General features: G+C 69.6%; 15 protein-coding genes and 2 pseudogenes. 13 read left to right on the top strand and 4 right to left on the bottom strand.

What is annotated here, in order from left to right; translation table 11 throughout:
• The 8 genes and pseudogenes from E8A74_RS53230 to E8A74_RS38795 all read left to right on the top strand — a co-directional run.
• Positions 1-1046: pseudogene (locus E8A74_RS53230) on the top strand (hypothetical protein); the annotation flags it as partial.
• Positions 1047-1064: 18 nt separating this feature from the next.
• Complete coding sequence (locus tag E8A74_RS38825; protein ID WP_136934153.1) at positions 1065-1952, top strand: hypothetical protein; 888 nt, start codon at positions 1065-1067, stop codon at positions 1950-1952.
• Positions 1953-2101: 149 nt separating this feature from the next.
• Entirely contained in the window at positions 2102-3151 is a 1050-nt protein-coding gene (locus tag E8A74_RS38820; protein ID WP_136934152.1) for a hypothetical protein, read from the top strand.
• A 156-nt stretch (positions 3152-3307) separates the two neighbouring features.
• A complete protein-coding gene (locus E8A74_RS38815) occupies positions 3308-4072 on the top strand; it encodes a hypothetical protein (RefSeq protein ID WP_136934151.1) in 765 nt (254 codons plus the stop codon).
• Positions 4073-4530: 458 nt separating this feature from the next.
• On the top strand, positions 4531-5043 hold the full coding sequence (locus E8A74_RS38810; RefSeq protein ID WP_136934150.1) for a DUF1993 domain-containing protein: 513 nt from the start codon (positions 4531-4533) through the stop codon (positions 5041-5043).
• 54 nt (positions 5044-5097) lie between these two features.
• Positions 5098-5793 carry a helix-turn-helix transcriptional regulator gene (locus E8A74_RS38805; protein WP_136934149.1) on the top strand — a complete coding sequence of 232 codons (696 nt, stop codon included), beginning with the start codon at positions 5098-5100 and terminating at the stop codon, positions 5791-5793.
• Between the two features lie 46 nt (positions 5794-5839).
• Positions 5840-6214 carry a VOC family protein gene (locus E8A74_RS38800; protein ID WP_136934148.1) on the top strand — a complete coding sequence of 125 codons (375 nt, stop codon included), beginning with the start codon at positions 5840-5842 and terminating at the stop codon, positions 6212-6214.
• Between the two features lie 69 nt (positions 6215-6283).
• On the top strand, positions 6284-6538 hold the full coding sequence (locus tag E8A74_RS38795) for a hypothetical protein (protein WP_136934147.1): 255 nt from the start codon (positions 6284-6286) through the stop codon (positions 6536-6538).
• Positions 6539-6579: 41 nt separating this feature from the next.
• Here the strand turns inward: E8A74_RS38795 and E8A74_RS38790 are convergent, their stop codons facing one another.
• The 4 genes from E8A74_RS38790 to E8A74_RS38775 all read right to left on the bottom strand — a co-directional run bounded on the left by E8A74_RS38790 (position 6580) and on the right by E8A74_RS38775 (position 17607).
• Positions 6580-7983 carry an FAD-binding oxidoreductase gene (locus E8A74_RS38790; RefSeq protein WP_136934146.1) on the bottom strand — a complete coding sequence of 468 codons (1404 nt, stop codon included), beginning with the start codon at positions 7981-7983 and terminating at the stop codon, positions 6580-6582.
• Between the two features lie 38 nt (positions 7984-8021).
• The gene (locus tag E8A74_RS38785; protein WP_136934145.1) at positions 8022-8717 is read right to left on the bottom strand and encodes a glycoside hydrolase family 75 protein; all 696 of its coding nucleotides are present in this window, start codon (positions 8715-8717) and stop codon (positions 8022-8024) included.
• Between the two features lie 88 nt (positions 8718-8805).
• Positions 8806-13836 carry an AAA family ATPase gene (locus E8A74_RS38780; protein WP_136934144.1) on the bottom strand — a complete coding sequence of 1677 codons (5031 nt, stop codon included), beginning with the start codon at positions 13834-13836 and terminating at the stop codon, positions 8806-8808.
• A 624-nt stretch (positions 13837-14460) separates the two neighbouring features.
• The gene (locus tag E8A74_RS38775) at positions 14461-17607 is read right to left on the bottom strand and encodes a serine/threonine-protein kinase (RefSeq protein WP_136934143.1); all 3147 of its coding nucleotides are present in this window, start codon (positions 17605-17607) and stop codon (positions 14461-14463) included.
• A gap of 104 nt (positions 17608-17711) precedes the next feature.
• On the opposite strand from E8A74_RS38775, the gene E8A74_RS38770 reads away from it, so the two are divergent.
• From E8A74_RS38770 to E8A74_RS38755, 5 genes and pseudogenes are all read left to right on the top strand, one after another.
• The gene (locus E8A74_RS38770) at positions 17712-18611 is read left to right on the top strand and encodes a sigma-70 family RNA polymerase sigma factor (protein ID WP_170229701.1); all 900 of its coding nucleotides are present in this window, start codon (positions 17712-17714) and stop codon (positions 18609-18611) included.
• 205 nt (positions 18612-18816) lie between these two features.
• Positions 18817-19506, top strand: a pseudogene (locus E8A74_RS56135) (eCIS core domain-containing protein); the annotation flags it as partial.
• A 165-nt stretch (positions 19507-19671) separates the two neighbouring features.
• A complete protein-coding gene (locus E8A74_RS38765) occupies positions 19672-21321 on the top strand; it encodes a hypothetical protein (protein WP_232379940.1) in 1650 nt (549 codons plus the stop codon).
• 14 nt (positions 21322-21335) lie between these two features.
• Positions 21336-23600 (top strand): RCC1 domain-containing protein, encoded by a 2265-nt coding sequence (locus E8A74_RS38760; RefSeq protein WP_170229699.1) that lies wholly within the window; start codon positions 21336-21338, stop codon positions 23598-23600.
• A gap of 174 nt (positions 23601-23774) precedes the next feature.
• A complete protein-coding gene (locus E8A74_RS38755) occupies positions 23775-24590 on the top strand; it encodes a hypothetical protein (protein ID WP_136934139.1) in 816 nt (271 codons plus the stop codon).
• Positions 24591-24691: the final 101 nt, after the last annotated feature.

Here is a 24691-nt window from a genome sequence, read left to right as displayed (position 1 = left end):
AGAAAGGCGGCGGCAGGAGCGGCAAGGGCGGCGGCGGCGGGAGCGAAAACGGGAGCGGCGGCAAAGGCGGGAGCGACCCGGACAGCGTCGAGGAGCGGGTGGAGAAGCATCGTATTCGTCGCGAGGACCCGCCGCGGAAGGAGGCGGCTTCCGAAGGCTCGCGCTCGAAGGATATGGTTTTGCCGAAGGAGGGGGTCCTGGGCAAGGAGGGCGTATTGCCCCCGCGTGACGAGGTGCATCCGCCGAAGTGCGTGGACGACGCGTGCACGCTGGTGGACCGGGGAGGCGCGCTGCCCGAGCTTCAGCACCGGGATGGGCGAGCGCTCGTGAGCGCGGTCCCGTGCGCGCAGACGAAGGAGGGATGCAAGGGCGAAGGAAAGGGCAAGGGCGACGAGAAGAAGGAGGAGACAGACTTCGACAAACTCGCCCAGCAACTCGCCCTCGCGGCCGGCCTCGCGGACGATCCCAGCCACGACCTCCACCGGACGGACGGCAAGAAGCACGGCATCGTGGGCGGGGAGGACCCGGACGGGTTCGATCATCCGGCATTGCAGGCGGCTGTCGCCTTTCTCCAGCTCTCGGCCCTGGCCAAGGCGCAGGTCAAGGCGTTCCAGGCGAAGCTGACGGAGGCGGCGAAGAAAAAGTTGCCCGTCGTGATCAACGGCGCGAAGGAGCTCAGCGAGGATGCGATCGCGTACTTGCGGAAGAAGTACGGGAAGAAGCGGCTCGCCGGCACGCTGGCGGACATGCAAGTCATCGGACCCTACGAGGTCATGAGCAAGTTCACGGACGGGCTCGAAGGGACGTACCAGGCGCATCATATCCTGGAGCAGGCGATGGGGGGGCATCTCAGGCTCACGAAGGGGCAGCTTGATCAGATTCCGTCGGTCATCTTGACGGCAGCGCAGCATAAGAGGATCACGAATGCGCTAAACTTAAAAAGACCAGAGAAGCTGGACAGCAGAACGTTGTGGAAGCTATACGAAGAGGTCTACGAGCCATTCCCGCACTGGCTCGAAGCGATCAAGCCGTACTTCAGGAAGTAAGTAGTCATCGAGGCGAACATGTGGACCGAGGCGCAGATGATACTGATCAACGACCGCATTCCCGGGGGACCCCAGGCCGTCCTTGGTCCTGCCGGGTGTGGGCCAGATGTGGCGGTCCTCGACGAGGTCGCAGACGCAACCATTATCACCCTGGACGAGAGGGACGAACGGTTGTCACTCCTCCAGAGCCTCCTCAAGGAACGCCGCATCCGGTGTTCCGTGCGCCGCCGCGACCGCTTCACCGACGAGGAACTTCAAGCGGCGCGCCTGCTCGTCGCTTGGTATTGCCATCCAGGCGGGATCAGGATTTTCGCGGGCCCGCGGATGGGCACGACATACGACGTGTCCGAGGCCTGCATGCGTTGCGGCGCTGGGGCCCGGCAGACGTCAGCGTTGATCATCGAGGCTGAGACCCTCCATGTACTCGAGGAACGACGAGCAGCAGCCACCACCTATGAAGATCTCCTCGTGGATGAGAGGCTCGCCGTGGCGCTGGCGGAGAGCGGCGCGACTGGGATCTCGTTCAGGGGTGTCTTTGCAGCGTTCGAGAAGAAGGGTCACTTCCAGCTTAGCATGCGGCAGCTTTGCGCCACGCACACGATGCCGCCGATGTCGGCGCGTTCGACTGGGATCGAGCGCTACGACCCCTGCTCTTGCGGGCGGAGCGGCTTCTATCTGCCCTCCGAGATCCCCACCCGTATCTTCTACCGCGCCGCTGACCTGGCCAATATTTGCGACGTGAACGTGACCTGGGAATGGTTCGGCGATTCGGGCTTCGAGGGCGACGTGAGCGACGCCCTCTTCCCGTACCCCCTGTTCCTCGTCACTCCCAACATCTGGCGCATCTTCCGCGACGCCGGCGTCACCGGCTTCGATTGGATCCCGATCCACGTCGTCGACGAATAACGCGGGCAGCCCTGCGGGCCCGTCCCGCCCGCACCCTTACGACCCACCTCCCTCAATCGATCTGCGAATGCCACTGCGGAGGCGCCGACTCTTCGAGCAGCGCTACGACTGGCGAAGGGCGCGCCCCGTCCACATTCGGGCGTTTCGCCTTGGAACTGCACGCGGCTCTTGGCTGTCTGCCGAAGAAGAAGGCGGACGGCGACGAGAAAGGCGGCGGCAAAGGCGGGAGCGACCCGGACAGCGTCGAGGAGCGGGTGGAGAAGCATCGTATTCGTCGCGAGGACCCGCCGCGGAAGGAGGCGGCTTCCGAAGGCTCGCGCTCGAAGGATATGGTTTTGCCGAAGGAGGGGGTCCTGGGCAAGGAGGGCGTATTGCCCCCGCGTGACGAGGTGCATCCGCCGAAGTGCGTGGACGACGCGTGCACGCTGGTGGACCGGGGAGGCGCGCTGCCCGAGCTTCAGCACCGGGATGGGCGAGCGCTCGTGAGCGCGGTCCCGTGCGCGCAGACGAAGGAGGGATGCAAGGGCGAAGGAAAGGGCAAGGGCGACGAGAAGAAGGAGGAGACAGACTTCGACAAACTCGCCCAGCAACTCGCCCTCGCGGCCGGCCTCGCGGACGATCCCAGCCACGACCTCCACCGGACGGACGGCAAGAAGCACGGCATCGTGGGCGGGGAGGACCCGGACGGGTTCGATCATCCGGCATTGCAGGCGGCTGTCGCCTTTCTCCAGCTCTCGGCCCTGGCCAAGGCGCAGGTCAAGGCGTTCCAGGCGAAGCTGACGGAGGCGGCGAAGAAAAAGTTGCCCGTCGTGATCAACGGCGCGAAGGAGCTCAGCGAGGATGCGATCGCGTACTTGCGGAAGAAGTACGGGAAGAAGCGGCTCGCCGGCACGCTGGCGGACATGCAAGTCATCGGACCCTACGAGGTCATGAGCAAGTTCACGGACGGGCTCGAAGGAGTCTACCAGGCGCATCATATCCTGGAAGCAGCCGTGGCGGGGAAGCACAGGTTGGCGAAGGATCTGGACAAGCTGCCCGCCGTGATCTTGACGAAGGCGGAGCACGAGGTGATAACCGCCAAGCTGAGGGAGAAGGCAACTCGCGCTCTGGATTCGAGGCAGGTCTGGAAAGCCTATCAGCAGGTTTACGCCTCCAGACCCGAGTGGCTCAAGGCAATCGAGCCATACTTCTTCAAGTGACCCCGCGACGATGGCAAACGCAAGATGAAGACGCTCGTACAGATCAGTTTCGGCGGGAACGACGTTAGCGGAGGGGCACGAGCCATTCTGGATCCGGCAGGCTGTGGCCCAGATGTCGCCGTCGTGGATGATGTACCGGCACTACGAAAAATTTTTGTGGACGTGACGCTCGAGGTGGACGACAGCCGGCTCACCAAGCTCGTCCAAGCGCTCGCCGAGCAAAAGGTGCGGTTTTGGGAACGACGGTGGGACGTCTACACGAATGCCGAACTCGAAGCGGCGCGCCTGCTCGCCGTTTGGTACTTTTCCCCGGAGGGCAGCATCTTTGCGGGGCCACGCGTGGGCACGACCTACGACATGTCCGATGCGTGCAAACATTGCGGCGCCGGGGCCCGGCAAACGTCCGCGCAAGTCGTCGACGCGAAAGAGCTTCATGTACTCGAAGGTCGGCGCGCGGCGGCGACCTGCTACAACGACATGCTCGTCGACGAGAAGCTCGCCGCCGCGCTCGCAGAGAGCGGCGCGACCGGCCTCGCGTTCCGGGGCGTCTTGGCAGCGTTCGAGCAGCGCGGCCACTTCCAGCTCCCGTGGCGTCAGATGTGCGCGACGCACACCCTGCCTCCGATGTCGCCCCGCTCGAGCGGCGTCGAGCCATACACGCCATGCGTGTGCGGGCGGAGTAGCTTCAGCATGCCCGAAGAGGTCCCTCTCCGCCTTGCCTACCGCTCCTCGGACCTGGTCGACATTCGGGATGTCAACGTCACCTGGGAATGGTTCGGCGATTTCCACTTCGAAGGCGACGTGAGCGACGCCCTCTTCCCCTATCCGTTGTTCCTCGTCACCCCGAAGATCTGGCGTATCTTCCGCGACGAAGGCGTCACCGGCTTCCGCTGGCTCCCGATCCACGTCGTCGACGAATAGCCCCGGAGCGCTGCGGACCCGTCCCGCCCGCACCCTTACGACCCATCTCCCACCATCGATCTGCAAATGCCACTGCGGAGGTGCCGACTCTTCATTCGGTGTCTGCTGATGCAACAGGGTTTTTGATGGCCATCAATGACGAGACATGAAACGCCCGCGATGTCGAAGGATCTCGCGGGCGCATCCTGTTGGGGTCCGCCGAGTGACGCGGTCAGCACATCGGCGACTCGCGTCATGGTATCGCCGTCGACGAGCTTCCGCTTGCAGCGTGGCGGAGATGGCGGGCGTCGGCACGGGCACCACGCTCGCGAGAGAGGGGTACACGTTCGGTTGAAGTCCAGCCCAGATCCGCGGGGCTGGCGGCCCCGGGTCAGATGGAGCAGAACTGTTCCCCCGAGGCGAGCTCGCTTCGCGATCTCGCAGAGCGCCGAACGGGTCGGCGCTCCAAGGAGACGATCATGAACCTCTACGATCCCTTCGTTCCGCAGCTCATTCAGATCGTGGGCCAGGCGTGTACATGGCTCGACAAGGCGCAGGCCCTCGCCGAGCAAAAGAAGTTCGACGTCAACGTGCTCCTCGGCGCGCGCCTCGCGCCGGATCAGTACCCCCTCGTGCGGCAATTCCAGGCCATCAGCGACGGCGCCAAGTTCACGGCCGCGCGCCTCGCCGGGGTGACGCCGCCCGTCTTCGAGGACAACGAGAAGACCGTCGAGGAAGTGCGCGCCCGCCTCGACAAGACGATCGCCTGGCTGAAGACCCTCGAGCCCGCGCAGTTCGAGGGCGCCGAGGCCCGCACCATCGTCCTGCCGTTCGCGCCGGGCAAGGGGCTGAAGGGCCTCGACTTCCTGGTCAAGATGGCCCTGCCGAACTTCTATTTCCACGCCACCACGGCCTACGCGATCCTCCGCCACAACGGCGTGGACGTGGGCAAGCTCGATTTCATCGGCAACCTGCCGTTCTTCGAGGTCTGACGCTACGCGGCGAGAATCGGCGTCACGCGCGCGCGTGACCGCTCGCATGGGCCCATGTCTCGCGCCTCCCGCCTGCTCGACCTCCTCCAGCTCTTGCGCCGCCGCCGCGCGCCGATCACCGGCCCGGCGCTGGCCGAGGAGCTCGACATTTCCATCCGCACGCTTTATCGCGACATCGCGACGCTCAAGGCGCAGGGCGCCGACATCCAGGGCGAGCCGGGCCTCGGCTATGTGCTGCGGCCCGGCTTCACCTTGCCGCCGCTGATGTTCTCGGTCGATGAAATCGAGGCCCTCGTGCTCGGCTCGCGCTGGGTCGTGGTGCGGGGCGATGCGCGGCTCGCCTCGGCGGCGGAGGACGCGGTGGCGAAGATCCGCGCCGTGCTGCCCGACGACCTCCGCCAGAGCGTCGACGCGGCCACGCTCACCGTGCCGAGGGCCCAGGGCGAGCCGGTCGTGATCGATGCGTCGGTGATTCGCGCCGCGATCCGCAAGGAGCAGCGGCTCGTCCTCACCTACCGCGACCAGGACGGCGAAGGCACGACCCGCACGGTCTGGCCCCTCTTGATCGGTTTCTTCGACAAGGTGCAGGTGCTCGCCGCGTGGTGCGAGCTCCGGCAGGATTACCGCGCCTTCCGCGTCGATCGTATCCAGTCGGTCGAGCCGAAGGACGAACGTTACCCGCGCCGCCGCGCCGTGCTCGTCAAGGAATGGCGCGCCAAGCAGAACCTCCCCGCCACTGCCGGAACCTGACAGTCGCAGGGCGCATACCCTCCCCGTCCACCCGATGGAGATGCCCATGCGTACCCTCAACTATCTGCTGCTTTCCGTCCGTGAACCCCTCCAGAGCGCCGAGCTGTATTCGAAGCTCCTCGGCTGCGAGCCGGTCGAACAAGGGAAAACCTTCGTGCTTTATGTGCTGCCGACCGGCCTGAAGATCGGGCTCTGGCGCGCCGACGAGGTCGAGCCGACGCCGAAGCCCGCGGGCGGCGTCGAGATTTCGTTCAGCGAACCGAGCAAGGAAGCCGTCCGCGCGACCTATGCCGCGTGGACCCAGCTCGGCCTGAAGGTGGTGCAGGAGCCGACCGACATGGATTTCGGCTTCACCTTCGTGGTCGAGGACCCGGACGGGCACCGCCTCCGCCCGTTCGTCCTCGCCATGAATCCGCGGTAGAGAGGCTCCGCCGGCCCGAGGCGTGGGTGGGGCTCGACGCCGTGTCCTCGGGGCTCCAGGGGCAGCGTCATGGCTGCCGAGAAACCCAACCGAGCGACCGTCTTCAGTCACGAGCATTATCACGAGCTCTCGGCCGACGAGACCGAGGCGCGCGAGCGCGGATTCGACGCGCGCGGCTTCCCGATCGAGGGGCCCTCGCTCCGCGAGGCGGAGCAGGAAGCCGAGCCCACGCCGCCGCATCCCCACCCCCCGGGCGCCGAGCACGCCGAGCCCACGCACGGCGTGCACATCACCCCCACGGAGCCGCCGCGGCGCCGCGCCTGACCGAACACAGGGACCTCGTCCGCCCCGAAGGCGCTCTCGCGCTACGGCGTGATGTTCTTGTTCATCCGGAAGAAGTTCGTCGGATCGTAGGCGCGCTTCAGGGCGGCGAGGCGCTTCATCTTCGCCTCGCCGTAGGCCTCTTGCACCCGCCCGGCGGGCTCGCCGTCGTCGAGGAAGTTCACGTACACGCCGCCGGAGGCGAACGGCTGCGTCGCCTCCCAGGCGTCCTGCGTCCAGCGGATGTGGCGCTCGGCGTCGGCCGGGTCCTTCCAGCTCGATTGAAACATCGCAAAAAAAGGGGCGTTTCGTCGCGGGAACGCGGTCGCGTCCTCGTCCACCCGCGCGATCGCGCCCCCGAGGTGCAGGATCTCGAAGAGGCACAAGGCAGACGGAGCCGCGCGAAGTTGCGCCGCGAGGGCCTCGATGCCCTCGTCCCCGAGCGTGGAGACATACCGCGCGCGGATGCATTGGCCATAGCCGTAGGCGCCCGCGGGCGCCGTATCGAACATGCTCTGAAGGGCGGTATACGGCATCGGGCTGACGAGCTCCCCGACCGGCGGGCCAAACGCGCGCAGCGGCGCGAAGGCCGCCTCCGCCGCCTCGCTCGGCCCATTGTAACAGGCCGCGATGATCACCCCGGGCGTGCCGTGCATGTGCGCGGGGATCTGCGGCATGGCCGGGAGCTCGATATGGATCAGCGTGCTCGTCATGGGCTCCGGCTCCGTCGCGACGAACGACTGGTAAAACCGCAGCGCGTCCGCAAATCGCGTGGACGGGTGGAACACCATCGCGACGTTCACCTGCTCGACGGGGTGCAGGCGCAGCTCCATTTCGGTGACGATCCCGAAGTTGCCGCCGCCGCCGCGCAATCCCCAGAAGAGCTCCGCGTTCTCGTCGGCGCTCGCGGTGACGAGCCGGCCGTCGGCGGTCACGAGATCCACGGAAAGCAGGTTGTCGATGCTGAGGCCGTGCTGGCGCATGAGCCAGCCGATCCCCCCGCCGAGCGTGACCCCGGCGACCCCGGTGGCGGAGCACTGGCCCCCGGTCGTCGCCAGCCCAAAAGCCTGCGTCTCGTGATCGAGCTCCCGCCAGGTGAGCCCCGCTTGCGCGCGTACGGTGCGCCGCGTGGGATCGACACGGACGCCCTTCATGGGAGACAGGTCGATCACGATCCCGCCCTCACACACGCCGCTCCCGGCGACGTCATGCCCGCCGCCCCGCACCGCGACGATCGCGCCTTGCTCCCGCGCGAACCGCACGGCGGCGAGGACGTCGGCGACCCCGGTGCAGCGCGCGAGGAGCGCCGGCCGCCGGTCGATCCGGGCATTCCAGACGACACGGGCCGCATCGTATCGGCCGTGATCGGGGTCGATGAGCTCGCCGCGGAAGTTCGTTCGAAGCGCGTCGAGCGCAGCCTGGCTGAAGCGAACGCGGTCTTGATGCATCGTGAAGTGCCTCCGGAGGCCGTCGAGGATAGCCCGTGTCAATGGGCGCCGATCAACAGAAGCGCGCGCGCCTGCCCGATACGCGCGGCCTCCGCCGAATCTTCCTTTTTCGTCACGACGGACCCGTCGCCGGTGAACACGACGTACGTCACGCCGCTGTCGACCCCGCCCGAGATCGGGCTCGAAGGGATGCCGAGCTTCTCGGCCATCGCGTAGGACGCCTCGCCGAGGATGCCCGCGGGGCCGACGTCGCCGAGAATGCCGTATTCGACGTTCCCTTTGTAGAGGACCGCGACGACGCTGCCCATCTTGAGCCCCTGGGCCTTGAAATCGAACCCATGGCTCGGCTTCGGCACGACGACGAAGGGCAACGTCGACGCGTCGAGTGGCTTGCCGCGCGCGTCCACCGCGGCCGTCTCCGACTGGTAATACGGATCCGCCTTGCATGCGGCACCCCGGCCGCCGTCGCAATCGATGTCCATGTCGGCGGTCCACCACAAGGCACCTTCGAGCTTGCAGATCGGAACCGTCGCCGCGCCGCCCTTGTCGGTCGCAAATTCGGTCGTTCCCTCGAGCTTCTCACAACGCGAGAGCAATGCTCCGAGACGGGCGGCCACGTCCCCCGGCGCCGCGGGCGGCGCGGACGCAGGGGTGACGCTCGTGCGCTCTTTCTGACAACCGGCGAACGCGACGAACGAGGCGGCGACGAGGGCGGAGACGGCGGCGTATCGCATCGAAGGGAGGCGGGCATCATGGCACGAAGGCCGTCGCCTCGACAGTTTCCGGATCGTGCGTGATGCGAGGCGCGCGCGGAGCAGGGCTTCAGCGTCGGAACGCCGCGCCCGTGCGCCGGAGGGCGTGCTCGATGCCGCCCTCGAGCGACGAGCGTGTCGTGATGCCGCGGAAATCGGCGTCGAGCCCGACGAGCACCTGGGCGACCTCGCCGCGGATCCCCGTCAGCACCGTCTCCGTGCCGAGCAACGCGAGCGCGCGCGCCGTCTCCACGAACGTGCTCACCACGGCCGTATCGACGCTGCGCAGCCCCGTCAGATCGAGCAGCACGAGGCGCGCGGACGCCGCGTGCGCGCCGGCGAGCGCGGCTTCCAGGATCTGCCGGGCGCGCGCCTTATCCACGCTCCCGATGATCGGCATGACGAGCACCCCTTTCGTCAGCGGGATGAGCGGCGTCGACAGCTCCGCGAGCCGGTCTTCCTGGGCGCGCAGGACCTCCCGGTGCAGCGCCTCGCGCTCCCGCTCGGCCTGGCAGCGCTCCGCGAGCTCTCGTTCGAGCCGCTCGCTTTGCGCCCGCAAGACCTCGGCCTGCTCCTCCGTGCGCGCGCTCGCCGCGCGGAGCTCCGCCGTGCGCTCCTCGACCTCGCGCGCGAGCAGCTTTCCGTGCGCGGCGAGCTCGCGCGTCTTGTCCTCCAGCGACGCATAGAGCAACGCATTCTCGATGGCGCCGGCCGCCTGCACGCTCAGGATCTGGACGAGCTCCGCGCGCTCCGCCGGGAACGCGTCGCGCGCCTCGAAATGCTCGAGCAAGAGCACGCCGAACCGGCGGCCGCGTTGCTTGAGCACGAGGCAAAGGAGCGAACGAGGCGCGCGGCGGCGGAGATAAGGGTCGTCGCAAAACCGTGGATCGATTGCCGGATCCGTGAGCAACAAAGGCTCGCCGAGGCGCGACGTGTAGCGAATGACGGACTGCGCGAGGTCGTCACGCGCTTCGAGCGGGGCGTCGAGCTTGACGCGGACCTCGTCCGGTTCGAGCGACGCCAGGGCTTCCAGGCGAAGCGCCCCCTCGCGTTCGAGCACCAGCGCGCCGCGTTGCGCGCCTGCGCAGGCGAGGATCGTGCGCATCACCCGATCGAGGGCGTGTTCGAGCAATAGCTCGCTCGAAATGGCGCTCGACGCCCGCAAGAGCGCCTGGATGTCGAGCCCGCCCGCGTCGCTCGGGAAACGCAGGCGCCCGGCGGGCTGCGAGATGCGTTGCCACCGCGCGACGTCGCCGAACCGCCCCCGCAAATCCTCGACCTTGGCGTTCGCTCCCCATCGCTCGTAGGCGTCGATGGCCTCGGCCACGTACACGGACGCCGCGCGACCCGAGCCGAGCTGCCGCAGGCAACCCGCCGCGAGCTCGTGCCCGAGCGCCTCGTATTGCAGGAACGCGCCGCGCTGCGCCTCGTCGATGGCCTCGTCGAAGAGGGCGACCGCGTCGCCGAGGCGCCCCTCCACGCGCGCGCGCTCGGCGCGGACGAGCAGCCATTTGTGCCGGAAGTTGTCGCGGCCGTGCGTGGCCCACGCGGCGAGCCGCTCCTCCTCCTTGCGCGCGGCTTCGAGGTGCTCCTCCCCGCCCAGCGCGAGGTGCGCGAGCGCCACGTAAAGCGCGAGCGTCGCTTCGATGGGCATGGCCATGACCGCGCCGAGCACGGGCTGGATGTGCGCGAGCTCGGCGAGGGCCTCGGCTGGTTTTCCGAACGTGTAGGCCTGCAGGAGCCTGAGAATGTGGTGGAAGGCGATGCCGCAGCCGAAGCTCGCCGCGTGGATCTGCGCGAGGGCGTCCGCCTCGTCGAACACGGGGCCCGCGAGCGACGTCTCGCCCACAGCGGCCCCGGTGAGCGCGCGGAAGTATTCTCGTTCGAGCTGGATCGTCAGCTCGACGGGCCGGTTGTGGGTCCGCCGCGCGAACGTGACGAACCCCTCGCACATGCGGAGCAGATCCGGCAGCGGCGTGCCGATCTCGTAATGTTGCCAGGGCGTCTCGAATGCGAGATACCCCGCATACACCGCGTCGCCGACCTCCTGGCATGCCGTGAAGGCGCTCTCCAGCACCGGCAGATCGTCGCGCATGTGCCGCTGCCAGAACTGGATGTGATCGCCGTGCAGATGCAAGAGCGTCCCGCGGAGCCGCTTGTCGCCCAACTGCTCGTTCAGCCGCAGCGACATCTCCGAGAAGCGGACGCCGGACGCGACGTCGCCGAACATCACGATGCGCATGAAGCCGTAGATGCTGTAGGCGTAGCAGGACGCCTCCGCATTGCCGTGCCGGAGCGAGAAGTTCAGCATGCGCAGCGCGACGAGCGGGAAGAGCGCCGGTCGGCCGATGTACGCGCAAGGCGCGGAATCGACCAGCAACGTGATCACCGCCCGATCCCGCGGGTCCGTCATGCGCGGCGCCGTGAGGAGCTCCTCGATGCTGCGCCCCGCCATTCCCGCGGGGATCTGCTCGATCTCCGCCGCGATCTGCGCGTTCGCCTCCTCGGCCGTCTCGGGCAGCTCGACGCCGAGCCTGCGCAGCGCCGCCGTCGCGAGCACCATGCCCTCCGCGTAACGCCCCGCGACCTGGTACAGCCGGAGCCGGACGCTCTCCAGCGCCGCGCGCTCGACCTCGTCTTGCGCATGGCGCAGGCCTGCTTCGAAGAGCGCCTCGGCCTCGTCGAAATGCCCCGCGAGGTATTCGCTCTCGGCGCACGCCGCATGCAAATCACGGGTGAGCGTGTACTCCGTCGTCCACGCGTCCGCCGGCAAGAGGCCGAGCCCCACGCGCAAAAGCTCGACCGCGTACGCATAAGCGGTCGACGTCTTGGCATTCCGCCCGGCCGCGAGGTCGAGCCGCGCGAGGTCGAGCTTCTCCTCGGCCGATGCGAGCAGCTTGACGGCGCGGTTGAGGTGGCCGACGACCGAAAAGAGCGCCCCTTTTGCGTCGAGCCCCCCGCGCGCCCGGAGCGCGCGGCCGATGTCGAGGTGCACGCGCGGCCGCTCCGGCTCGGGGATCATCAGGTACGCGCCCTGCTGGATGCGGTCGTGCAGGAAGCGATACCGCGACGCCTCGTGGGCGCCCCCTTCCCTGGCGTCGAGCGTCTGGACGAACCCCGCGTGCACGGCGCTCCGGAGCGCGACGGCGAGCTCGGCCGGCGGCAGCGCGGCGACGAGCGAGAGCGCGCCGAGGTCGAATTGGTGCCCGATGCAGGCCGCGAGCCGCAGCACGCGCAACGTGTCGGCGGGCAAACGCCCGAGCTCGGCCGCCACGAGCTCGGCCACGTCGTCGCTGACGCTGCGCGCGGCGATGGCCTCGAGATCCCATTGCCACGCCCCCGCGGCCTCGCTCCAGGCGAGGTCGCCGTCGTGGATCATGGCGAGCACGAGCTGGTTCACGAAAAACGGGTTTCCGAGCGTCTTTTGCGCGACGTGCTCCGCGAGCTTCGCGACCGCGTCGGGCGGGAGCTCGAGCCCGTCGGCGAGCAGCGACGTCACGTCGTCACAGGAGAGCGGCTCGAGGTGGATCTCGGTCACGCGCGCGCCGTCGCGCCGGAGCGCGTCGAGGGTTTGCCGGAGCGGATGCGCCGCGTCGACCTCTTGCTCCCGATACGCGCCGAGGAGCAGCAGATGGCTCCGCCCCGGATCCGTGAGCCAGAGCCGGAGCAACCGGATGGAGGCCGCGTCGGCCCATTGCAGATCGTCGAGGAAAAGGGAGAGCGGGTGCTCGGGCCGGCAGAAGACGGAGAGGAGCGCCTGGAGCACCTGATCGAAGCGGTTCTGCGATTCGGACGGCCCGAGCGTGAGGACCTCCGGCTGCGGCCCGAGGATGCCCTCGATTTCGGGCAAGAGCGGGACGACGAGGGCCGCGTTCGCGCCGAGTACGGCCGCGAGTGAATGCCGGAGCGTCTCGACCTCCGCGGGCCGCTCGGCCATCACCTGGCGCAGCAGATCCCGGAGCGCCTGCGAGACCGCGCTGAACGGTTGGTTGCGGTTGTACTGGTCGCACTTTCCGGCGACGAAATAGCCGTGCGCGAGGGCGACGTCCGGATAAAGCTCCTGCACGAGCGCCGATTTGCCGATGCCCGCATACCCCGCCACGAGCACGAGCTCGGCGCCTTTGCGGCTCGCCCGCCCGAACGCCTCGCGCAAGGCCTCGACCTCCCGCGCGCGCCCGTAGAGCCGCGACGCGCCGGTGAAGGTGCGCCGCCGGTCGTGCTGGCCGAGCGGGAAGGGCTGGAGCTCGCCGCGCTCGTCGAGCTGGAGCAGGCACTCGACGAGGTCGGCCGCGAGACCGGAGGCGCTCTGGTACCGGGCGTCCGCCTCTTTCGCGAGCAGCTTCGAGACGATGGCCGAGACCACCTCGGGGATGTCGGCGTCGAGCTCGTGCGGCGGCGTCGGCGTCCGCGCGATATGGCTATGCACGAGGTGGAGGGGATCCGTGCTCGTGAACGGCAGCGCGCCCGTCAGGAGCTCATAAAGCGTGACCCCGAGCGAATACAGATCACTCGTGCGGCCGAGGGGACGCCCCGTGCGCCCCGTTTGCTCGGGCGAGACATAAGCGAGCGTCCCTTCGAGGGACTGCGCCGCGACCGCGCCGGCGAGCTTCGCCCCGATTCGACCCGCGATCCCGAAATGGGAGAGATGGACCGCGCCCGTCGCCGGATCATAGAAGATGTGATCGGGGTTGATGTCCTTGTGGACGATGCCTTTTTCGTGGACGGCCGCGAGCACCTCGCACACCGACACGACCACCCGGAGCGCCGTTTTCTGCGGCAATCGCCCGTGGCGGAGGGCGTCGCGCAGCGGACGGCCCGCGACGCCGGGGAACGCGAGCGCCCACCGCCGCCCGACCCGCACGAGGCCCGTGCTGTGCAGGACGCCGGGGATGGCCGCGAGCTCTTCGAGGATCTCGTGCTCATGGCGGAGGAGCGCAATTTCGCGGGAGCTCGGGAGCTCATGGCCCGTCATTTCGAGGATCCACGACGTCCCGTCGTCCTTGCGCCGGGCGCGGACCCATACATGCTCCTTGCCCGGCGCGATCTCTTCGATGGCCTCGAAGGTCGAATCGAGCCCGAGTGTACCCGACGTGCTTCCCATGGCTCCTCTGCCCGTAACGATGGCGCCATGAGAAGCGTGCCGCAGCGTCGTGGTCAAGAAAAGAAGCGGATCCCGCGCCGTGTTCAGGCCTCCGGGAGCGGCAAAGCAGTGGTTCACATCACCCCGTACCTCTTTGTCGCATTGGGACGACGCGCACCCGTGGTAATGCCAACGAGGCTCCGCGCTCTCGCAGGCTCTTCGGTTTCACCACAATCGCTCGGTGGAGGGCGTCGCGCCGGGGCGCTGCCCCGGACCCCGCGGGGGCTGTTCGCCCCTCGACCCGAACCAGGCACGGCCTGGACCGAAGGTGGAAGAACTGCGCGGTGCGCAGTTCTTCCAACGGGCCCGGTGGCAAGACCATGGAGGGGGGTCCAAGCTGGCGACGGGCACGCTGCCGGTGGAGGATCACGCAGGAGAGGAGGCAGGAGGGTCGGCAAGAGGCGGGGGCGAGAGGGAGAAAAGGCGCACTCGTCCGGTCGACGGACGCGCGAATCCGGGGCGGGTGACGAGGGCGTAGCCGATGACCCAAGGCCCCGTCGCTGGGGGGGACGGCGGCGTGGCGTGTGGAACGGTGAGGACGCTGCGTCAGGACACGACGTCACGAGGGAAAGACAAGGTGCTCGATCACCGCCGGTTGCGACGAAGCCACGCATCGACCTCTGCGACGACGGCCTCCGCCCTCGGCCCGGCAGCCACGTACCCTGCGCGGGCCTCGTCGGCGAGCGAGATGGCGCGCCGACGGTCCTCGCCGACCGCCACGAGCGCTTGCGCGAGCGAATAACGCGCCTCCGCCAGCGTGGCCGGATCACCCGGATGGCGCACGTAGAGGGCAATGGCGCGTTCGAGCAGCGGAATGGCCCGTTTCGGGGCGTGACGTTCGAGGTGGATGTCCGCGAGGGGGACGAGCGCGTCGGCGAGCGAGGGGTGCTCCTTGCCGAGCCGCGCCTCGTTGATGGCGAGGGAGCGCTCGAGGAGCGGCTCGGCGGCGTCCAGGCGGCCGAGCACGGTGTAGAATCGGCCCAGCATATCGAGCGTCTTCGCGACGAGGGGATGCTCCGGCCCGAGCGCCTTTTCGCGGATGTCGAGCGCGCGGCGCACGAGCGAGATCGCTTCCTCGTGGGCGCCTTCGTCGTCCCGCACGACCGCGAGGAGCACCAGCGTGCCGGCGACGGAGACGTGATCGGCGCCGAGCGTCTTCTCTCGGATGCCCAGCGAGCGCTGGTAATGGTCGATGGCTTCCTTTTTGCGCCCCAAGCTGTGCTGGGCGCGCCCCATGGCTTCGAGGCAGGTGGCTGCTTGCTCGGAGTCCTCGCCGCGCGCGCGGCGCCCCGCCTCGTAGGCCTGCTGAAAGAGGGGCAGCGCCCCGGCGTGGTCGCCCCGGATCGTGAGGACCCGGGCCAGGTCGAAGAGCGCCGACCGTCGCATGGGGTGGCCGGCCGGCAGATTCCGTTCGCTGCTCTCGAGGATGGCGCGGCTCTCGGCCTCCGCGTCGGCCAGCGCGCCGCTCTCCTGGTGGACGAGGGCGAGCGCCCGGCGCGCGCGCAGCGCCGACGGATGGTCTTTGCCCAGCGTCTTCGACAGCGTGGTGATCGCGCGATCGACGGCCGCGCGTGCGTCGGCGAGCTTGCCCTGGTTGCGCAGCGCGCCCCCGAGCGCTTGCAGCGAGGCCGCGAGCAGCTCCGGGTCGTGCGGCGCGAATCGCTCGACCTCTTCGATGGCGCGCTGGCAATCGGCCTCGATCTGCGGCGCATCGGTGAGCGCATTGCCGCGCGTGCAGATCCGCACGGAGAGCCGCGCCGTGAGTTCCGGATTGGCCCCGCGCCTGCGAATCGTCGCGCGCGCATAGTCGAGGGTACGCGCGGCCTCCTCCGCCCGGCGCGTGTCGAAGGACAGAATGCCGAACAGATCCACCCAGGCGCTCGCCACGATCTCGTCGTGGTGGCTCGAAATCGCCGCGTGGGCCGCGGCGTGATAGTCCACCTCGGCTTCGTGATCCCGGCCGAGGAGATCCCGAAGGCGCGCGCGCAGGTAAAGCGCCTCCGCCGAGAGCGGCCCATACCGTGTGCCTTCGGCGCGCTGGATCAGCGGATCCATCCGCGAGAGCCCGTCCTCGTAATGCCCGACGGCGAGCTCTGCGCGCGCCCGGGAGAGATCACCCGAGATGCGCGTGATCTCCTCCTGCGCGGCCGCATCCTCCGGCCGCGGATCCATCAAGGAGAGCGACGCCAGGTTCTCGCAATCGCTGACGGGCGCGAGCTCGGAGACGGCGCGCGTGCTGCCGTCGACCACGGCGACGTCGGCCTGCACGAGCGCCTGCGTGAGCGCGCCGAGATCGGTGAGCCGCCGCTCCAGGCAGACCATACGCCGGCCGAGCTGCTCTTCCGTCTGCTCGCCCCGCACCCGGGTCGCCTCGCAGGCCTGCGTAAACGCGCTCGTCCATTCCGTCGCGCGCCGGTCGAGGTCCGCCGCGACCTGGTCGAAGGCCCCCGCCGCATAAGGCAGCCCGGTCGCCAGAAAGGACGCGCGGACGGCGGCGCGCCCGGACGTGTCCCACACGCCTTCGAGCCGCCGCGACGCCCCTTGGCAAGGCGGCTCCGCGGCCGGCCCCATCGAGGCACGGACGGCCACGCCCGCGACGGCCGCCGCGAGCAGCGGGACAACGACCATCGCGATCCGCCGGCGAAGCGCGCGCCGATCCCGTTCGAGGATCGCGAGCAGCTCCACGAGCGAGGGGTGCCGGGCCTCGGGTTTCGCGGAGAGCCCACGCAGGAGGGCCTCGGAGAACCAGGCCGGCAGCTCGGCCGCGTGCGGGGCGTGGACGTCGCCGCGCTGGATGGAGTCGAGGATCTCGCGCGGCGTGTCGCCGCGGAAGGGACGTACGCCGTGGAGGGCCTCGTGGAGGGCGACGCAAAAGCTGAATTGATCCGCGCGCGCGTCGGCGCGTCGGCCGAGGTGTTGCTCGGGCGCCATGTACGCGGGGGTGCCCGCGACGACGCTTTGCATCGTCTCGTCCGCCGCGCCTGCGCCGAGGGAGGCGGCGCCGCGGGGCGGGAGTCCTTCCCGCGCGAGGCCAAAATCGAGCACGCGCACCCGGCCGTCGCGCCCCACCACGACGTTCGCGGGCTTGAAGTCCCGGTGCACGATCCCCACGGCGTGCGCGGCGGCGAGCCCGCGGCCCGCCTGGAGGAAGATGGGCAGGACCTCTTGGAGCGGGCGGCGGCGCTCCGCGAGCCAGGCGCCGAGGGTCGGCCCCTCGACGAACTCCATCACGAGGAAGACGTCTCCGTGCGTCACCCCCACGTCGTGGATCGCGACCACGTTCGGATGGGCGAGCCGCGCGAGCGTCTGCGCCTCGGAGAGCAGGCGCGCGCGGGCCTGCTCGCTCCCTTCCCCCTGGTCCTCGGCGCGGAGGACCTTCAATGCCACCCGCCGGTTCAGCTCCGGGTCGTAGGCGGCATACACCACGCCCATTCCGCCGGCGCCCACCTTGGAGAGCACGACGTAGCGGCGAACGGCGCTGCCCGGCTGCAGCGGGGCGTCGGCGCGCGGCGGTCGCGCGTCCCGGCCCGTCGGGGCCGTGTCCTCGGGGCGCGCGCCGAGCTCCGGCGTCGCGTCGTACGGCTGTGACGTGCCGAGGGGCTGCCCCACGACGGCGAGCAGCTCCTGGCACGCGGGGCATTCGCCCACGTGGTGCTCGGTGCGCGTGGCCATCTCGGGCGGGAGCTGGCCGCCGAGGAGCGCGTTCAGCGTGTTTTCACCCGGGCAAGCCATGCGGACGTCGGGGCCACGTTATCGTGCGTGTCTCCTGCGGGCAAGCGCGCCGACCGCGCCTGCGCTTGGCAGGACCGGCTCCCGTGATGCTACCATGCGCGCACATGGGAGACGGTTCGGCCCTGGCGCGCTGCTTCTTGTCTGCGTGGAGAGCTGCGCGGCCGGAGGCCCCGGCGGAGGGGATCGAGGGCGACCTGGACTCGCTCGAAGCGGCGCTCGCCTCCCTGCTCGCCGAGGCCCGCGCGGCCTGGGCGCCGGTGAAAATCGAGCCCGATGTATTCATTCCCTACCTCGCGGCGCGGATCGGCGCGGACGTGCCATGGATGCGCGCGCTTTCGCCCCGCGCGTGCACCGATCTGTACCTCGCCTGCGCGTGCGCCCATGGCGACAAGGCGGCCCTTACGACGTTCGACAAGACCTTGCTGCGCGACGTCACGGCGGCCCTTTCGCGTATCGACCTCGGGAGCACCACGCTGGAGGACCTGCGCGACCGGATCCGGCACCGGATCCTCATCGGCGAGGGCGGCGCGCTCCCTCGGATCGCCGAATTCACGGGCCGGGGGGATCTGCGCGGGTGGCTGCGCGTCGTCGCCGTCCGCGAGGCGCTCGGCCTCTTGCGCAAGCAGAAGCGCGAGGAGCGCGCCCACCTCGAGCTCGCCCACCTCGACCCCGCGTCGGGCGATCCCGAGCTCGCTCGGATCGAGCAGCTCTACCGCGAGGAGTTCCAGAGCGCCTTCCGCGAAGCGCTGGCCGCGCTCTCGCCGCGCGAGCGCAACCTCCTCCGGCAGCACTACCAGCAGGGCCTCGGCATCGATCAGCTCAGCGCGCTCTACGACATCCACCGCGCGACGGCGGCCCGCTGGCTCGCCCGCGCCCGCGAGACCCTCGCCTCCGGCACGCGGCAGCGCATGCGCGAGCGCCTGCAGGTCGAGCGCGGCGAGCTGGACGACATTCTCCGCCTCATCCAGAGCCGGCTGGAGATCACGTTGCGGTCGCAGGGCTGAGCAGGACGTCCCGCGCAGCCTCGGGCGGCGCGCTCGCGAGCACCTCGCGCATGCTGCCGATGCGGCCCTTCGCCTCGACCATCATCCGGCGGATCTCCAGGTCGATTGCGCTCGGCGCCGCCTTCGTTGGGCGAAGCTGCGCCTCGAATGTGCTCGCACGTCACGATCTGGTACGCTCCGGTCAACACGACGAGGAGCACTCGCAATGTTCACTTTCGATCGGAAGCCGCGTCCGTCTTCGGCACATCCTGATGCTCTGAAGGCCACATTGCAGCGACCGGGGAAGGCGCCGCCGGTGAACCCGCTCTGGTTTCGGCTGGCGACATCGAGCAACACCGCGGCTTCAGAGGTGGAGGCCGGGGCGTCTCCGCCCGTGGCCCCTCGTCTCCCGCTCGATTTCGCACGTATCCCCCTCATACCTCCCGTCCAGCGCAAGGCGACGATCCCTTCTCCGAGCGACCCGTTCGAGCGTGAGGCAGACAATGTGGCCGATGAGGTCATGCGAATGGCTGAACCGGCTCCCATCGGCTCGGCCTCGGCCGCGATCCAGCGAAAGTGCGCGGTGTGCGAGGACGAGGAGAACAAGCGGATCCAGACCAAGCGCGCGCCTTCGCCGAACGCCGACGCTGGGCTGGATCCTGGAGCCGCCGTTCGCGCGGCCGAGCGCGGCGGAGAGCCGCTGCCGGCGGAGGTGCGCTCCTTTTTCGAGCCGCGCTTCGCGCGCGACTTCAGCAATGTGCGGGTGCATTCCGACAGCGAGGCGGCCAAGGCGGCGGCCGCGGTGCGAGCGCGCGCGTACACGGTAGGGAACCATGTCGTGTTCGGGAGCCACGAGTACGCGCCGGGCACATTCGCAGGGAAACAGCTCCTCGCGCACGAGCTGGCGCACGTCGTTCAGCAATCGGGGGTCCGCGGCCCGGCACCCTGGGGGGCCGTCCAGCGCAAGGGCTTGCTCGGAGACATGCAGTCAGGGAGCGCTCCGTCCCTCAACAGAGTGCTGAGGGCGCTCGACGAGCCGGGCGGTCCCGCGTACGAAAAAGCGTACATCGTCCTCGCGGGGTTGGACACGGACGCGCTTCTCCAGACGCTCGTGGACGTCCAGGCGAAGGGGCGGCTGGACGGGCTGGTGAAGAACCTGGACAAGGCATCGGCCGAATACGAGAAAAAGGGGCCGGGCAACCACCTCGAACAGATCAAAATCACCGGGTTCGACAAGGGCCGGCTGACGTTCGCCATCATCGCGGTCGCGGAGAAGGCGAAGCCGCCGCTGGAGCGGCGGCTCGAAAGCCACATGGACGCGCTGCTGGCAATGCCCGCGGACGACGCGCGCAAGATCCTGGGCTGGCTCGGTGATACCGGGCTGAGGGTGCGTTACGAGCTGAGTCAGCCCGCGGTCGTCGCCGACGAGGTGTTCCCGCTGCTGGACGCCATGGAGATGGACGCGATGCTGGTGCAGATCCAGAGGCTCCAGGGGCTCGGCCTATTGGGTCCGCTCGTGCAGCAAGCGAGCGCGCCGGCAGCCGGACCGGGCAAGGGGCCGACGGCTCGTGTGAAGCTCGGCCTGGACGCGGGCGCGACGGCGATCCGCCCGTCTCCCGACGACTTCGAGTCGAGATGGAGCAAGGAACTCCAGGTCCTCAGCGGTCTCGACCGGGCCGTACTGAAAGCATTCCGCCTGCGGACGCCCGTGATCCTCGAGCCGGTGCGCGGCGACGAGGCATCGCTCAAGGGGAACACGTTCGAGATCCGCAAACAGCCCGACTTCGAGAGCATGTCGATCTACGTGCCTCCGGCGGCGGAGGCGTCCGAGGAGAACCTTGTCCACCTGTTCTTCACGGCCAACAACGCGGTCGGGAGCATTGGCAACGACATCCTGGTGCATGGGCTGCGCGGGGCCGCGCAGGACTCGAAGTGGATTGTCATCGGCCTCGGGAGCCCCGGCGACAAGCCAGTGGTGCCGGACTTCCGGACCATCAGCACAGCGGAGATCGAGGGTGCGCTTCAGACCATCGGGCGCAAGCCGGGGATCAAGTCGCTGCGCCTCACGGCGCACAGCCGCGGGCACCGCGGGCTGGAGCGCACGCTGACGGGCAACGTGGATCCGAAACAGCGGATCAAGGGCGGGCCCGTGCCGGGGCCGCTCATCGATCTGGGCATCGTCGATCGTGTGACCGTGCTGGACGCGTTCTTCAACGACACGCAGTTCGCGGTCGAGACGAAGGTGCCCAAGGTGCCGGGGAACGCGAGCACGGCGGAGCGCGGGATCAGCGCCGACAAGCTGGTCGTCTACCACGTGACGGACGGCGTGAACGTGAAGCCGGGCGATCTCAAGGCGGGCGCGCAGGTGAAAAATCTCCTGCCGCAGAGCTGTCTCGCCGCGCTGGGCTGCATCCGGCTCATCCAGGACGCGCTCGTCAACCGGCCCGGTTTCCAGGCGATCGTGAACGATCCGGCAAACAAGGACATCAAGAAGGAGCTGGACAAGCTGCCCGCGAGCATGCCCCGCGGCACGTTCAGCTCGATGGATCCGGCACCCAAAGGCAAGGAGAGCCTGAACGCCTTCTGCGAGGCAAAGACGTTCGCGGTGCAGCGCCTTCTCAAGTTTGTGAACGACAACGATCTGGCGACATTTGAGCCCTTCCGCTTCAATCAATTCATCGCCGCTCACCACTTCTTCGTGACCGAGATCGCGCACGAGTTGTTCGAATGAGGCGCGCCGGGTCGATGGCGTCGCGCGGCGGCGGCGGCGGCGCGGCGCTCCGTTCCGCGGGCTGCGTGTACATCCTCGTGGCCGCGTGCGGGGGGGCCTCCAGCGCGTGCTCGGCCGGTCACGCGCCGGCCCCTTCACCGGCCGTGTCGGTCGCGCAGGTCGCCATGGGGCCTGACGCGGCGACGGCAGAGCTGCGCCCGGCGGACGGCCGCGTGGCGGTGGGCGCCAGGCACTCGTGCGCGGTCGACGCGGCGGGGCGGGTGCGCTGCTGGGGCGCGAACGATCACGGGCAGCTCGGCGACGGGACGCGGCGCGCGAGCGCGACGCCGGTCACGGTGGCGTCGCTCGACGGTGTGAAGGGCGTGGCCGCGGCCGCGAACCGCACGTGCGCGCTCACCGCCGACGGCAAGGTGGCGTGCTGGGGGGAGGAGGACGGGCGCGACGTGCTGCGTCCGGCCGTGATCGAGGGCCTCGCGGGCGTGTCCGCGATCTCGGTCGAGGCGTCCCGCCTCTGCGTCGTGCTGCGTTCGGGTACGGCTTTCTGCCTGGGGACGCGCTGGCTCGGCGACGGCGCGCAGGAGCACCGCGGTCCTGCGGTGCTCGCGGAGGTCGCAGGCATGCACGACGTGGCGGCGATCGCCGGCGGTTGCGTGCTCTCGCGTGATGGCTCGGCGCGCTGTTGGGGCAGCAATCGCAACGGCGAGGCCGGGGACGGCACGCGTGAGCCGCGAACGGTGCCGGTGCGCGTGCCCGGCCTCGACGACCTCACGGCGATCGCGGCCGGGAGTGAGCACGTATGCGCGCTGCGCGGCTCGGGCGTGGTGGTGTGCTGGGGGCGCGCGGACAAGGGGCAGGCGGGCGACGGCACGACGGCCGCGCACCACCTCGCGCCGTCGAAGGTGCCGGGGGTGGAAGGCGCGCGCGCGATCGCGGCCGCGGGCTCGACGACGTGCGCGGCGCTCGCGTCCGGCGAGGTGACGTGCTGGGGCGGCGGTGTGCTCGGCACGCTCGCGGCCGGGACGGACGGCCCGGCGCCCGATCCGTCGGAAGCGCGGGTACGGGCGCTGTCGCCGGTGCGCGTCCCGGAGCTGCGCGACGCCGCTTCGATCGCGGTCGGCGAGGCGCACGCGTGCGCGCTCACCGGAGGCGGCGCGGTCTGGTGTTGGGGCGAGAACCTCGACGGCCAGCTGGGCACCGGGGTCGCGGGGAGCGCCGGGGGGCTCGTCGCCGTGACCGAGTTCAAGGACGCGACGCGCGTCGCGGCCGGCGATGCGCACACCTGCGCGCTCACCTCGGGCGGCGCGGTCTGGTGTTGGGGCGACGGCCGCCGCGGCCAGCTCGGCGACGGCACGCTGCAGAGCCGCGGAGCGCCGGCACTCGTCGCGGGGGTCGACGATGCGATCGCGCTGGCGGCCGACGCCGAGCACACGTGCGCGGTGCGGCGGGCGGGCACCGTCGCGTGCTGGGGCGCTCGCATCCCGCAACTCGGCGAGGCCCCGGATCCCGCAGCGCCCTGGCGGGCGCCCACGGAGGTGCCGCACGTGCGCGACGTCAAGAGGCTCGCCCTTGGGCGCGAGCGCGCGTGCGCTCTCCTCACGTCGGGACGGGTCGCGTGCTGGGGGGAGGACGCGCTGGGCGCGCTCGGGCTCCCGCCGATCGCGCGGCGCGGCCGGCTCACGCCCATCGCGGGGCTTACCGGGGTAGAAAGTGTGGCCATGGGCGCCTTCGGCGCATGCGCCACGACCTCGGCTGGCGCGCTGTGGTGCTGGGGGGCGGGCGCAATCACCGCATGGGCGCCCCGCAGCGGCGACGACAAGCCCGTGCAGGAAGCGAACATCGTGAAGCCCGCGGCCGTGAGCTCGGTGCGCGACGCAGCAGGGGTGGGGCTCGACAGCTTGCTCGCGTGTGTTGCCCGAAAGGGAGGTCGCGTGGCGTGCTGGGATACCGAGACACGGGCCTTGGTGCCGCAGGTTGCGCTCACCAGAGGAGACGAGGTCAGCGGGCTGGAGGACGCGGTCGATATCTCGCGGGACATGGTGGTGCGGCGCAGCGGCGAGGTCGGGACGATCCAGGCCTCGACGCAGGGCGCGAGGTGGGTCTACGAGCGCGTCGCCCCGGGCCTCGACGATGCCGTGACCGCCGCGCGGGGCGTCGCGCACGCGTGCGCTGTGCGTCGCTCGGGAGAGGTTGTGTGCTGGGGCGACGACGGCGCGGGGCAGCTCGGGGCCGGCGCGCACGGGCGCTCGCACAGACCGCTGCGCGTGACGGGATTGCCGTAGGCGGGGCCGTCACGAAAAGCTTGTGGAGTTCCCCGACGATCCGAGCCCCGTCGGGGTCGGGGCCTTCCGCGGCGGACGGGTATCGAGACTTTTCGAAGAAAAAATGCGACCTAGGGCCGGGACGAGCATCCCCCGGATGCGAGGCCTGCGCCTGACGGATCCGGAGTCGTGAACATGAACACAAAGGTCTTCCCCCTTCTGCTTGCTGTTTCCCTCTCGTCGCTGGCTGCGTGCAGCACGGTGCGAGAGACGACGCCCCTCGTGTATGCCGGCAACGACGGGCGCTCCACGGTGTCGTCCATCGAGGCCTCCATTCAAAAGCGAGGCTACAAGCCGATCTGCTCCAAGCGGGAGTACTGCAAGTTTCAGTACAACCCCGAGGTCTGGGTCCATTACAAGACCAGCTCGGACCGGGTCGTGATGGCCGTCGACGTGGTCAATGGCAAGAAGATGGCCGCGGACAAGCGAAAGGCGCTGACGGACGAGGCGTCGGCCGTCGGAGAGGCGATCTGGCGCGAGGCGAGCGAGGACGCGCTGCAACGCGAGAAGGTCGAGGCGGAGAAGGAGAAGGCCGAGGCCGTGGCGCGCGCGGAGGCGGAGCGGAAGGAAAAAGAAGAAGAGGAGCGCAAGGCGGCCGAGGCCAAGGCGTCCGGGAACGGCGGTTCGAGCGGCGGCGGGCTTGGTGGTTTCCTCGGCGCGGCCGCGGACGTCCTCGGGAGTGTCAAGGTCACCACGGGGCCCGGGCAGGGCAATGGCGGGGGCGCGGGGTCCGGGCAGAGCAATGCCTCGGCCCATTGCTGCGTGAACGGCTCCTATTACCAGTGCCCGTCGGCGTCGGCGGTGAACAAATGCGCGGGCGAATCCGCCGCGTGCCTCTCGCGCTGCATGTCGAGCAGCGACATGAGCTGCGGGGAGCGTTGCATGAAGGAGCACCCGCCGGATCCCTCCGCTTGCGAGCGCCGCTCGGACAAAGACGGCGAGTGCAGGTGAGCCCGAGGAAGGCCGGCCGCGACTGACGACGAGGCCGGCGTCCCCGATCCCTCGCGCGTCTTCGCGCGAGCATGGCGGTCGCGCCGCTTCTCTCGCATCCT

The organism is Polyangium fumosum (assembly GCF_005144585.1).
Classification (GTDB): Bacteria; Myxococcota_A; Polyangia; order Polyangiales; family Polyangiaceae; genus Polyangium; species Polyangium fumosum.
The sequence above is the reverse complement of the archived record's forward strand: the minus strand, read 5'-3'. Positions and strand labels throughout refer to the sequence as shown.